This is a genomic window from Polaromonas sp., from assembly GCF_030682935.1.
GTDB lineage: Bacteria > Pseudomonadota > Gammaproteobacteria > Burkholderiales > Burkholderiaceae_C > Polaromonas.
Genome location: NZ_JAUXNA010000268.1, coordinates 1 through 10,384, shown reverse-complemented (window position 1 = coordinate 10,384; position 10,384 = coordinate 1). Strand labels below are relative to the sequence as shown.

At 60.2% G+C, this 10,384-nt stretch carries 12 protein-coding genes, 1 other RNA gene, 1 pseudogene and 1 riboswitch; of the genes and pseudogenes, 6 read left to right on the top strand and 8 right to left on the bottom strand.

The features are described 5' to 3' along the window. The 4 genes from Q8K05_RS12275 to Q8K05_RS12260 all read right to left on the bottom strand — a co-directional run. On the bottom strand, nucleotides 1-471 hold a 471-nt coding region (locus Q8K05_RS12275), incomplete at its 3' end, for a transmembrane anchor protein (protein WP_305246880.1). Nucleotides 472-508: 37 nt separating this feature from the next. Further along, nucleotides 509-1,243, bottom strand: a complete 735-nt coding sequence (locus Q8K05_RS12270; protein ID WP_305246879.1) for a HupE/UreJ family protein — start codon at nucleotides 1,241-1,243, stop codon at nucleotides 509-511. A gap of 62 nt (nucleotides 1,244-1,305) precedes the next feature. Next, entirely contained in the window at nucleotides 1,306-1,602 is a 297-nt protein-coding gene (locus Q8K05_RS12265; protein ID WP_305246878.1) for a hypothetical protein, read from the bottom strand. A gap of 494 nt (nucleotides 1,603-2,096) precedes the next feature. Next, nucleotides 2,097-2,546, bottom strand: a complete 450-nt coding sequence (locus Q8K05_RS12260; protein ID WP_305246877.1) for an SWIB/MDM2 domain-containing protein — start codon at nucleotides 2,544-2,546, stop codon at nucleotides 2,097-2,099. A 375-nt stretch (nucleotides 2,547-2,921) separates the two neighbouring features. Here Q8K05_RS12260 and rraA point away from each other — a divergent pair, with 375 nt between their 5' ends. Continuing rightward, nucleotides 2,922-3,434, top strand: a complete 513-nt coding sequence (gene rraA, locus Q8K05_RS12255; protein WP_305246876.1) for a ribonuclease E activity regulator RraA — start codon at nucleotides 2,922-2,924, stop codon at nucleotides 3,432-3,434. A 45-nt stretch (nucleotides 3,435-3,479) separates the two neighbouring features. Here rraA and Q8K05_RS12250 read toward each other — a convergent pair whose 3' ends face one another. From Q8K05_RS12250 to Q8K05_RS12235, 4 genes are all read right to left on the bottom strand, one after another. Next, nucleotides 3,480-4,295 (bottom strand): sulfite exporter TauE/SafE family protein, encoded by an 816-nt coding sequence (locus Q8K05_RS12250; RefSeq protein ID WP_305246875.1) that lies wholly within the window; start codon nucleotides 4,293-4,295, stop codon nucleotides 3,480-3,482. Nucleotides 4,296-4,374: 79 nt separating this feature from the next. Continuing rightward, nucleotides 4,375-4,554, bottom strand: a non-coding RNA gene (ssrS, locus tag Q8K05_RS12245) — 6S RNA. A 40-nt stretch (nucleotides 4,555-4,594) separates the two neighbouring features. Continuing rightward, the gene (locus tag Q8K05_RS12240; RefSeq protein ID WP_305246874.1) at nucleotides 4,595-4,942 is read right to left on the bottom strand and encodes a cell division protein ZapA; all 348 of its coding nucleotides are present in this window, start codon (nucleotides 4,940-4,942) and stop codon (nucleotides 4,595-4,597) included. Continuing rightward, nucleotides 4,939-5,178 (bottom strand): DUF904 domain-containing protein, encoded by a 240-nt coding sequence (locus Q8K05_RS12235; protein ID WP_305246873.1) that lies wholly within the window; start codon nucleotides 5,176-5,178, stop codon nucleotides 4,939-4,941. Before Q8K05_RS12235 ends, Q8K05_RS12240 begins: the two co-directional genes overlap by 4 nt. 36 nt (nucleotides 5,179-5,214) lie before the next feature. Continuing rightward, nucleotides 5,215-5,506, top strand: a riboswitch (cobalamin riboswitch). An 82-nt stretch (nucleotides 5,507-5,588) separates the two neighbouring features. Between Q8K05_RS12235 and Q8K05_RS12230 the strand changes: the two genes are divergently transcribed. The 5 genes and pseudogenes from Q8K05_RS12230 to Q8K05_RS12210 all read left to right on the top strand — a co-directional run. Further along, complete coding sequence (locus tag Q8K05_RS12230) at nucleotides 5,589-7,424, top strand: TonB-dependent receptor domain-containing protein (protein ID WP_305246872.1); 1,836 nt, start codon at nucleotides 5,589-5,591, stop codon at nucleotides 7,422-7,424. 8 nt (nucleotides 7,425-7,432) lie between these two features. Beyond that, nucleotides 7,433-8,767, top strand: coding sequence for a cobyrinate a,c-diamide synthase (locus tag Q8K05_RS12225; RefSeq protein ID WP_305246871.1), 1,335 nt, complete (start codon nucleotides 7,433-7,435; stop codon nucleotides 8,765-8,767). Further along, the gene (locus Q8K05_RS12220; protein WP_305246870.1) at nucleotides 8,760-9,611 is read left to right on the top strand and encodes a cobalamin-binding protein; all 852 of its coding nucleotides are present in this window, start codon (nucleotides 8,760-8,762) and stop codon (nucleotides 9,609-9,611) included. Before Q8K05_RS12225 ends, Q8K05_RS12220 begins: the two co-directional genes overlap by 8 nt. After that, a complete protein-coding gene (cobU, locus tag Q8K05_RS12215; RefSeq protein WP_305246869.1) occupies nucleotides 9,604-10,191 on the top strand; it encodes a bifunctional adenosylcobinamide kinase/adenosylcobinamide-phosphate guanylyltransferase in 588 nt (195 codons plus the stop codon). The genes Q8K05_RS12220 and cobU overlap by 8 nt, the downstream gene beginning before the upstream one ends. Then, nucleotides 10,188-10,384: pseudogene (locus tag Q8K05_RS12210) on the top strand (ABC transporter substrate-binding protein); the annotation flags it as partial. The gene cobU and the pseudogene Q8K05_RS12210, both read left to right, overlap by 4 nt.

The following is a 10,384-nucleotide window of genomic DNA, read 5'->3' as shown; positions in this document are numbered from 1 at the left end:
GTAGTTGACCGTACCGCCGCGCGTTTCCCAGCGGTAGGCCACCTTGGCACCCTTGCGCATGTCGAGCTTCACCTCGGCCCCCTGACCCGGCTTGAGCGTCACGGTCATTTGCTGGCTTTGGCCAGACACCACGGGTTTTGCCACTACGGCGGGCGCGCTCGGCGCTGGTGTAGCGGCTGCAGCGGGCGCAAGCGCCGCTGCAGCTGGTGCGGTCACGGTGGATGCAGTTGCGGCGCCGGGCGCGGATGCAGGCGTTTCTGCAGCGGCTTCGCTGGCCAGGCTGACCTTGATCGCCCCCATTTCGGCCAGCCCCGTGACCCTTCCGATGCCGGTCGGGTCGATGCCATACTCGCTGGGCAGCACGATGGCGACCAGCAAGGCGCCAGCAACTGCGGCGGCAATGACAGTGGAACGCACCAGCTGGCGTGAAGTCGGCAACTCTGCGCGCGTGGGTAAATCGGTGTTGTACATGAAAAATCCTTTGATGTTTATTCGGTTCGGTCGCCGTTCAGGCAACGATGAGGCCGGTGAGCTGATAGCCGATCAGCATGAAGCCCGCGGCCATCATGACGACGTTGGCGGTGTAGGCGTGGCGTAAAAAGCTGCCGGTACGGCGCCAGTAACCCATGACGATCAAAATGGCGCCAAGCGCCAGCAGCTGGCCAATCTCGACCCCCACATTGAACGCTATCAGGTTGGCGATGAGTCCATCTGGTGAAATTTCGTATTCCAGGATCTTGGTCGCCAGCCCAAAACCGTGAAACAGGCCAAACACCAGTGTCGCAATTTTGGTGTCGGGCTGCACGCCGAACCAGCGCTGGAAAGCGCCGAGGTTGTCAAGCGCCTTGTACACCACCGATGCGCCAATGATCGCGTCGATCACATAGGCGTTGACGCCAAGGTTGAAGAACACGCCCAGCAGCAGGGTCGCGGAATGGCCGATGGCAAACAGGCTGACGTAAATCGCCACATGCTTGAGCTTGTACAGGAAAAAAATCACCCCGAACAAAAACAGCAGATGGTCGTAGCCCGTCACCATGTGCTTGGCACCCAAATAGATGAATGGCAGCAGCTGGACGCCGGTGATTTCCTGGATGTAGCCCTTGTCGCCTTCGGCTACGCCGTGGGCCAGGGCGCTGGCAACCAGCAAGAAGAACACGGCCAATCCGGTCAGGGCGGACCGTAGCAGGCGTGGCCCAGGAAATGGCGCAGTTCTGCCGGCCTCTGGGTAAGTCAGATGCATAAAAAACTCCAACGAAAAAATGAAAAGGGGGGAGCCTGACCGTGTACGGTCTGGCGTTTGCGTCAGATGAAACGCAGCCTTGGGGGCCGCTCGAGCGCAAACTCTGGCGCGCTGGTCGCAGTGAAAAGATAGCTGTGTTGCCATGCCAGCACGGATACCGCAGGCATCGCGTACATGTCGCCAGGGTGTATGACGGTTTTGTCGAAATGATCGGCGGCTGTGTGGCCGTAAGGATGCCCGACTCCGACTTCGACAGCAACCTCCATGGCGTGATCATGCGCATCGTCGTTAAAGTACGCTGCCCTGACTGAAGCCGTATGGCCAGGTATCGACAATGCTTGCTGGTGGCCCTGCAACATTGCAAAAGCAGTAAGGTTTGCACCTATCAGCGATAGAAAGCACAGCGCTAGAGCACCCACCCGCATGGCAAGCCTGCGAAAACCTGGCGTGCTTCTCATTTAAAAATATGTTTGGCGTTAGGAGTCAAAAAAAACCTGCATACACCGCTTGGATCACTGTGCCTGAAGTGAATAGATGCGTTGTGGAGCGAAAAATCTATAAAAATTATATCCTCTCCCGGAGGATGAGGTTTAAGCGCTTTGGTTAGCAATTGCGCGATTTTGTACCCGGCCAGAGGGTTGCCTGACCTCGCGGATTGAGGCGTGTCCGGTGAAGAGAGTGAACGTTTAAATGCCAGAAAAAGACTTTCTTCTGTCTGCCCGGAAAGCGCGCCGATCGAGGCGCCGCTGAACCCGGAAGTCATCAGCAGGGTCTACGCCATTGTGCGCCCGGCCTGTCGCACGATAAAAAAGGCCGGTGGGTACCGGCCTTTTGAGTATCGGAAAAATGCCGATTACTTGACGTGCTTGCCGATCAGGCCGGCCATCTCGAACATCGACACTTGCGGCTTGCCAAATACGGCGAGCAGTTTTTTGTCGGCATTGATCATGCGCTTGTTGGCCTTGTCCTGCAGGTTGTTGGCTTTGATGTAAACCCACAACTTGCTGACGATTTCGGTACGCGGCAACGGCTTGTCACCCACCACGGCCGACAATTCGGGGCTCAGGGTCAGCGCTTTCATGAACGCTGCGTTGGGCGTGCGTTTCTTGGCGGGCGCTGCAGTTTTGACTGCCGCAACTTTCTTGGCGGGAGCGGCTGTTTTTGCAGCGACCGTTTTTGCGGGCGCTGCTTTTTTAGCCGCTACCGTTTTGACGGGTGCTGCCTTGGTTGCAGCTAATTTTTTTGCCGGAGCAGCCTTTGGTGCAGGCGCTTTTTTAGCCGGTGCTTTTTTTGCAGTTGCCATGATTGATTTTTCCTTCTAGACGTTGACAAATCACCACCGGAATAACTTCTTTCTTGTGGCTCCCGGCATGCTACTGGAGAAAAACACTGTTTCATAGGGGGAAGTCACTTTATTTGCGCCCTGATGCTGCAGATTTCCCTCTGATAAGCTTAAAAACACAGGTCTGCATCATGTTGCAGCGCTGTCGCGCATTGCGGTGCAGGGTCGCTGCCGAAAAAAAAGCCTCGGAAAATGCAGCGCAAGAGGTTTGTCGCGGCCTTGCGGTTGCTCGGCGCTGGGGGGCGTCTGAGCCGCAACAGCATCCGTACGCACTGCAGCCTTGTGGCTCGCTGGCTGGCAAAATACCCACTCCACGTTCAGGAAAGTCACCGAAAAATGAGCCAAGCCGCCACTGTATTGTTCGCTACCTGCGATCTCTGCGATGCCCATAAAAACGACAGTTCGGGTGCGTTCCGGGTGTTGCCGCCGGTCTTCAAAGATTTCGGTGGCCTTCGCAGATTCAGCGGGCCGGTTGTCACCGTCAAATGTTTCGAAGACAACTCGCTCGTCAAGGTCGCCGTTGAATCGGCAGGGCGTGGCCGGGTGCTGGTGGTGGATGGCGGCGCGTCACTGCGCCGCGCCTTGCTGGGCGGCAACCTGGCCGCTGCGGCGGCCCAAAATGGCTGGGCCGGCGTCGTGGTTGACGGCTGCGTGCGCGACGTGGCTGAACTTGCGCAGTGCAGCACCGGCATACGGGCTTTGGCCGCCATGCCGCTGCCGACCGACAAACGCCAGGAGGGTCAGCGCGACGTGGCAGTCCAGATTCAGGGGGTATGGATACGTCCGGGAGACTGGCTTTATGCCGATGAAGATGGCATCGTGGTGATGACCGCGCCCCACACCGCCTGATGGGGTGGCTTTATTCCTTCACGGAAGACAAGCTTGCGGTGTTGCTCAGGCGCTGAGACCTTTGTAGAGCATGTAGGCCGCCAGCAGGTACAAAATGCTGGCAAACACCCGTTTTAGCTTGCCTACGGGTATGTTGTGCGCCGCCCGGGCGCCCAGCGGCGCGGTTAAGAAACTGCACACGGCAATCACGCCTAGCGCCGGTAGCCAGATGTAGCCGAATGAGCCCGCCGGCAAGTCCTGCACGGTTTGCCCGCTGATCACATAGCCGATCACATTCGCAACGGCAATTGGAAAGCCAAGCGCGGCAGAGGTGGCTACGGCGCTGTGAATTGCCACATTGCACCAGGTCATGAAGGGCACACTGATAAAACCGCCGCCCGCGCCCACCAGACCCGAAAGAAAGCCGATAAAGCCGCCCGCAGCCAACTGCCCCGCCGTGCCTGGCATCCGGCGCGTGGGTTTGGGTTTTTTATCGATAAACATCTGCGTTGCCGAAAAACTCACGAACAGCCCGAAGAAAATGGCCAGGTAAGAGCCCTTGAGCAGCGCAAACACCCCCAGGCTGCCAATCATGCTGCCCATCACAATGCCGGGCGCCAGTCGCTTGACGATGTCCCAGCGCACGGCGCCGCGTTTGTGGTGCGCCCGAACGCTTGAGAGCGATGTAAAGATGATGGTGGCCATGGATGTGGCAATGGCCATCTTCACCGCCAGATCGGGCGAAACACCGCGGTTTGACATGATGATGGTGATGAAAGGCACCATCATCATGCCGCCGCCAATGCCCAGCAAGCCGGCCAGAAAACCAGTCCCCAGGCCCAGCATGGCAAGTTCAATGATCAGTAGTGGTTCGAGATTCATGCAGGCCTGGCGTGTGTGACAAGACTCGCCATCGCCGCCCGGCCAGAACCGGAAGGCTTGCGGAGATGGGCGGGGGAATAAGGTGTCTGCGAGTGCCACTGGACCGTCATCCTGAACCGGGGTTCAGGTGGGCGAGGGCAGTCAGGTTTCGGGTCCGTCTGACGCGAGACGATCACACCTGCCTGACAATTTACCAAGCCCGTGCTCGTGGAGCATTGGTTCAAGGAAATATAAAGCCCAGTGCGCATCGCAGACACTTCTATTGTAGGCCCATGCCGGCGCTTTTCAGCGTGGCAATGTTAAAGCCGACGGGTGTCGTGACCCAGTGCAGCGTCCAGGCGTTGCAGCAGCGCACCCAGTTGCGGGTTCGCGGCTTCAGCGTCTGCCTCGGTGGGCGCAGCTGCGTCCTGGGGTTGCGCTTCGGCATGTGTTTGCATGCGGCTGGCGCTGCGTTCCGGAAGTTCAAACGCCAGGTTCAGGGCGGCCAGCACCGCAATGCGGTCACGCGCCTTGATTTTTCCGGCATCGCGGATTTTGCACATGGCCGCGTCAACCTTGCTGACGGCTTCAAGCAGGCGTGCATCACCGTTTTCGGGACAACGCAGCAAATAGCTTTGGCCCATGATTTGTACTTCGAGCTGTTTCATGACTCAGTTCCTGCGGGCGTTTTAACGGGGTGGACTATGCTTTCCGGCAGACGTTCGATCAGGGCATCCACGCGGGCACGCGCGGCACTCAGCCTTGACCTGAGCGAGTCGCGCTCATGGGTCAACAGGCTGACCTGGTCGTGCAGCAGGCTGTTGGCGCGTTGCAATTCTTCGTAGCGCAGCAAAAGCTGCTCTACGCGTTCGGTGATCTGGTCGATTTGGTGTTGGTTCGACATAGCGGACTTGATTGTAGGGTTTGCCGCGATTTGCCGCGTAGAATCTTCCGTGTTGGTGCTCGCAGCGTGGTTCACATGCTGCAGTTCAACGGGAAGCAGGAGGGAGTCAACGCCACCAGGTCCGGGTCAGCCCGGTCTTGCCAAGCGCTGCGATTTCTAACCTGCGCTGCCCCCGCAACGGTAAACGGACGAATGCGACACCTTTGGTTTAACTGAAGGACGCATTCAGCTTTCATCATGAGTCACTGAGCGTTTTGAACACGCGCTTGGGAAGGCGATGAGAGCAGTTCCGTCAGCCCGGATACCGGCCAACAAGGTGAACGCGCACGTCCTGAATTTGACCGAGCGTTTGTAACGCTCATGCACTGGCGGGGAAGCCGGTGAGGGCCTTTTGTTGATTGTTTGATCCCATGAAAATCTGTGTTTCTCGTGCACGCCTTGCCGTGCTGCCGCTGGCGTTGGCTGCTGCATTTCCGTCTTTTTCTCAAGCTCAAGATACGCCGCAACTCAAGGAGACCGTGGTGACGGCTACCCGAACTCCGACACCAATGAATGCGGTTTTAGCCGATGTGGTGGTGATTGACCGGGAGGCCATTGAGCAATCCGGCGGTCGTACATTGAGTGAATTGTTGGTGCGTGAAGCAGGGGTGCAATTATCTTCCAATGGCGGTTTGGGTAAAGCCGCTAATTTGTACATACGTGGCACCGAATCGCGTCATGTGTTGTTGCTGGTGGATGGGGTGCGGTACGGCTCCGCCACGCTAGGCACACCCAATTGGGACAACATTCCCCTGGAGCAAATTGAACGTATCGAGGTGCTCAAGGGCCCTGCGTCGGCCTTGTACGGCAGCGATGCGGTGGGCGGTGTGGTGCAGGTGTTTACCCGCCAGGGTAAACCGGGGCTTCACCCCTATGCCAGTGTGACTTTGGGAGCGGAAAGCCACTATCAAGTCACAGCCGGAGTAAGTGGCGGCACAGAGGCTATGACTTATTCGTTGGGTGCGAGTGTGCTGGATGAAAAGGGGTTTTCGGCGACCAATTCTCGTGTGCCTTTTGGTAGCCACAACCCCGACCGAGACGGGTTTGAGCAGCGTTCCCTGAACGCTTCCATGGCCTGGAAGTTGGCACCGGGCTGGCGCTTGAATGCGCATGCGCTGGGCGCCCGGGGCGATAGCCAGTTTGACAATGGCCCTTCTGTTTTCGATGTAACGGGCGAAACGACTACACAGGTGCTGGGTGCAGGTCTGGAGCGTCAATGGCAACCGGGCGTGCGCACCAGTTTGAAAGTTTCGCGTAGCGAGGACCTTACAACCAATTTTCGTTCCACCCTATCAACAACCCGTTTCGACACTACACGCAACCAAACGTCACTGCAGCATGAGCTAGACTCGGTGTTGGGCACCTGGCTGTTGGGGGTTGAGTCGGTGAAGGAATCGGTGGAGAGCACCACGGTTTACGATGTGTCCGAGCGAACGGTGAAATCGGTGTTTGCTGGACTCCAAGGGCAGCGCGATGCGCACAGTTGGCAGGTAAATATTCGCAATGATGAGAATTCTCAATTTGGCAGCGCGAGCACAGGTTTTGTGGGTTACGGCTACCAATTGGCCCCTGCTTGGCGGGTTCATGGCGGCTACGGCACCACGTTCAAGGCCCCCACATTCAATCAGCTGTATTACCCTGGGTATGGCAAAGCCACTACGCAGCCAGAAAAAGGAAAAAATTCCGAAGTCGGCGTTACCTATAGCGCCGGGGTCCACCAGGCCAAGCTCACGCGGTTTGAAAATCGGATTCGCGGATATATCAATTCGCAAACGACCGTATCAAACATTCCCAAGGTACAGATAGACGGTTGGTCTTTGGGTTACAAAGGCGGCGCTGGCCTGTGGGCATGGCAGACGAACATTGAGTTGCTCGATGCCCGTAACGTGTCAAATGGCGTTAACTACGGTCGCAAGCTTGCACGTCGAGCCGACACGCAACTGAATGCCAGCGTGCATCGTAATGTGAGTGACTGGACGCTGGGTGCCCACTTGCTGGCCGCGTCCGACCGTTTTGAGGACAACGCCAACACGCAGCGACTTGGCGGTTACGGCGTTGTGGACCTGTCAGCCGAGCGTGCTCTGTCGCCGGACTGGCGTTTGCAATTGCGCCTGAACAACGTGGGGGATAAAGCATACGAAACTGCGCTGGGCTACAACCAGTCCGGCCGTGGCGCTTTTGTGACCCTTCGCTGGCAACCCAAGTGATCACAGGCATGACCCGCTGCCCCGCCATCCTCATCGCCGCCCCGGCCTCGGGCCAGGGCAAGACCACGGTGGCCTGCGCCCTGGCGCGCCTGCATGCGCGCCAGGGCCGCAAGGTGCGGGTCTTCAAGTGCGGGCCCGACTTTCTGGATCCCTACTGGCTGACCCTGGCCAGTGGCGCGCCGGTGCACCAGCTTGACCTGTGGATGACCGGCGAGGCCGACTGCGCGCAGCGGCTGCATGATGCGGCGCAGGAGGCCGACCTGATCATTGTCGAAGGCGTGATGGGGCTGTTTGACGGCCAGCCCAGCGCGGCCGACCTGGCGCAGCGCTTTGGCTTGCCGGTGCTGGCCGTGATTGATGCCAGCGCCATGGCGGGCACCTTTGGGGCGCTGGCCTGGGGCTTGCAGCATTACCGGGAAAGCCTGCCTTTTGCCGGCGTGCTGGCCAACCGTGTCGCCTCGGAGGGACATGCCGGCATGCTCGAAGAGAGCTTGCGTGAGTCCGCCCAGTGGCAGGGCGCCTTGATGCGCAGCGCCAGTTTTACCCTGCCCGAGCGGCATCTGGGCTTGGTCATGGACCACGAACTGGGTGATGCGCTGCAGCGGCTCGATGCCGTGGCCGATGCGCTGGCCGAAACCCGGCTGGGGCAAATGGGCGCCGACGATTTGCAGGCCTGGGCCGTCCCATTTGCGGCGCCGGCTTCACCGGCCGAAGCCTTTCCGGCCGGCCTGTTGCAAGGCCAGACCATCGCCGTGGCGCGTGACGCGGCTTTTTGTTTCATTTACGCCGCCAACATCGACTGCCTGCAGGACATGGGCGCCGAACTGGTGTATTTCTCGCCGCTTCAGGACAGCGCCTTGCCACCGTGCGATGCGCTGTGGCTGCCCGGCGGTTACCCCGAACTGCATGCGCAGACCCTGGCCGGCAACGGCACGATGAAAGCCAGCCTGGCGCAGCATGTGCAGGCCGGCAAGCCGGTGTGGGCCGAGTGCGGCGGCATGATGGCGCTGTTTGACGAAATCACGACCACCGACGGCGCCAGCCACCCGATGTGGGGCCTGCTGCCCGGCCGCGTGACGATGCAAAAGCGGCTGGCCGCGCTGGGGCCGCAGCAACTGGGCGTGGCGGGCGGCATGTTGCGTGGTCATACCTTTCACTATTCCACCTGCGCCACGCCGCTGCAGGCGGCAGCGCGCACCCAGGCGGCGCCAGGACGCACCCTGCGCGGCGAAGGCGAGGCCTTGTATGCCTCGGGTTCCGTCAAAGCCAGCTATTTTCATGCGTGGTTTGCGTCCAGTCCGGCGGCGGCAGCGCGGCTGTTTTTGAAAGACGCCGATGACTGAACCAGTCAGCGACTGGCGCACATTGGCCGCCAGCCGCGACAGCGCCGCCTACGGCCCGCAGCGCATCGTCTGCCTCACGGAAGAACCCACCGAGTGGCTGTACCTGCTGGGCGAAGAGCGCCGCATTGTCGGCATTTCGGGTTACACCGTCAGGCCACCGCGCGCGCGGGAAGAAAAACCCAAGGTCAGCGCCTACCTGAGCGCCAAGATCGACAAGATCGTGGAACTGCGGCCCGACTGCGTGATTGGATTTTCAGACCTGCAGGCCGACATTGCGGCGCAGCTGATTAAGCGCGGCATTCAGGTCACCATCTTCAACCAGCGCAGCGTGGCCGAGATTTTCTCGATGATGTACCAGCTGGCCGCGATGGTCGGGCAGGTCGAGCGCGGGCTCGCGCTGATACAGACCATGCAGCAGCGGCTGCTGGCGATCGAGCAGGCGGCCGCCGGGCTCAAGCGCCGCCCGCGTGTATTTTTTGAGGAGTGGTACAACCCGCATATCAGCGCCATTGCCTGGGTGTCTGAGCTGATCGGGATTGCGGGCGGCGACGACTGCTTTCCGGAACTGGCGGCTAAGCCCATGGGCAAGGACCGCATCATTGCCGACGGTTCAAGCATCGTGCAGCGCAACCCTGACATCATTCTTGGCTCCTGGTGCGGCCGCCGGTTTCGCCCCGCGCATGTGCTGGCGCGCCCGGGCTGGGGCGAGGTCAATGCGGTCAAGAACGGCCAGCTGTTCGAGATCAAATCGTCAGAAATCCTGCAACCCGGCCCGGCGGCGCTGACCGACGGCGTGGAGCAGTTGCACCGCATCATCATGGATTGGAGTGCGATTCATGACTGAGTTGGTCGTTGCCCGCAGCGAGCTGATTCTGGGCGGCCAGAAAAGCGGCAAGTCGCGCCGCGCCGAGCTGCTGGCACGCCAATGGCTGGCGCAGTCGCCCAGCCACGACGCGCTGCTGGTCGCCACAGCCCAGCCCTGGGACGATGAAATGCGCGAACGCATCGCGCGCCATCAGCGCGACCGCGCCGAACGCGTGCCCGGCCTGCGAACGCTCGAAGAGCCGCTGCAGCTGGCGCAAGCGCTGGCCCAGCACGGCAGCCCGCGCACGCTGGTCGTGGTCGACTGCCTGACGCTGTGGCTGACCAACTGGCTGATGCCCGCTGAAAATAATGAGTCAAATAGCGATGTAGCCCAGTATCCACGGGAACAAGCAGCTATGCTTTTGGAAGCAATCCAAACCAGTGCTGGCCCGGTGGTACTGGTCGGCAACGAGATCGGGCTGGGCGTGATTCCGATGGGGCGCGAGACGCGGGCCTTTGTCGATGCGCTGGGGATGCTGAACCAGGCCGTGGCCCAGGCCTGCGAACGCGTGACCCTGATGGCGGCCGGGCTGCCATTGACGCTGAAAGGCCCGCCATGAAGCGTGCGGCCCTACTGCTCGCGCTGCTTTACCTGGCGGTAACGGCCCACGCGCTGCAACTCACGGACGACCGCGGCGTTAGCGTCACGTTTGCGCAAAGCCCGCAGCGCATCGTCAGCCTGCTGCCTTCGCTGACCGAAAGCGTCTGCGCGCTCGACCAGTGCCAGCGCCTGGTGGGCGTGGACCGCTATTC

What these genes read in the sequence shown, in the direction of transcription:
- Q8K05_RS12270 (WP_305246879.1), bottom strand. Translation starts at nt 1,243, where the DNA reads ATGCATCTGACTTACCCAGAGGCCGGCAGAACTGCGCCATTTCCTGGG.
- Q8K05_RS12265 (WP_305246878.1), bottom strand. Translation starts at nt 1,602, where the DNA reads ATGTTGCAGGGCCACCAGCAAGCATTGTCGATACCTGGCCATACGGCT.
- Q8K05_RS12260 (WP_305246877.1), bottom strand. Translation starts at nt 2,546, where the DNA reads ATGGCAACTGCAAAAAAAGCACCGGCTAAAAAAGCGCCTGCACCAAAG.
- rraA (WP_305246876.1), top strand. Translation starts at nt 2,922, where the DNA reads ATGAGCCAAGCCGCCACTGTATTGTTCGCTACCTGCGATCTCTGCGAT.
- Q8K05_RS12250 (WP_305246875.1), bottom strand. Translation starts at nt 4,295, where the DNA reads ATGAATCTCGAACCACTACTGATCATTGAACTTGCCATGCTGGGCCTG.
- Q8K05_RS12240 (WP_305246874.1), bottom strand. Translation starts at nt 4,942, where the DNA reads ATGAAACAGCTCGAAGTACAAATCATGGGCCAAAGCTATTTGCTGCGT.
- Q8K05_RS12235 (WP_305246873.1), bottom strand. Translation starts at nt 5,178, where the DNA reads ATGTCGAACCAACACCAAATCGACCAGATCACCGAACGCGTAGAGCAG.
- Q8K05_RS12230 (WP_305246872.1), top strand. Translation starts at nt 5,589, where the DNA reads ATGAAAATCTGTGTTTCTCGTGCACGCCTTGCCGTGCTGCCGCTGGCG.
- Q8K05_RS12225 (WP_305246871.1), top strand. Translation starts at nt 7,433, where the DNA reads ATGACCCGCTGCCCCGCCATCCTCATCGCCGCCCCGGCCTCGGGCCAG.
- Q8K05_RS12220 (WP_305246870.1), top strand. Translation starts at nt 8,760, where the DNA reads ATGACTGAACCAGTCAGCGACTGGCGCACATTGGCCGCCAGCCGCGAC.
- cobU (WP_305246869.1), top strand. Translation starts at nt 9,604, where the DNA reads ATGACTGAGTTGGTCGTTGCCCGCAGCGAGCTGATTCTGGGCGGCCAG.